General features: G+C 52.8%; 1 protein-coding gene. It reads left to right on the top strand.

Annotation, left to right across the window (positions count from 1 at the left end):
• Positions 1-138: 138 nt before the first annotated feature.
• Positions 139-246: cold shock domain-containing protein (locus AC0I8G_RS26100; RefSeq protein WP_471732532.1), on the top strand; the 108-nt coding region annotated here is incomplete at its 3' end.

Here is a 246-nt window from a genome sequence, read left to right as displayed (position 1 = left end):
CAGTAAATCAGTGTTACAAACAGAGAATACCCAATCGAGGGTATCAGGGTCCGCGCGCTTACCAAAGCGGATGATTCCAGCGCGGAGTCGTAACGGATAATACCCCAGTGGTGGGTGTATTTGCAGAGGGACATCAGCATGCTTAGCGGTAAGGTCAAGTGGTTCAACAACGCCAAGGGCTATGGGTTTATCCTGGCTGACGGCCGAGATGAGGACCTGTTCGCCCACTACTCGGCTATCCAGATG

It is taken from the genome of Kineococcus sp. AC630 (assembly GCF_979255925.1).
The sequence above is the reverse complement of the archived record's forward strand: the minus strand, read 5'-3'. Positions and strand labels throughout refer to the sequence as shown.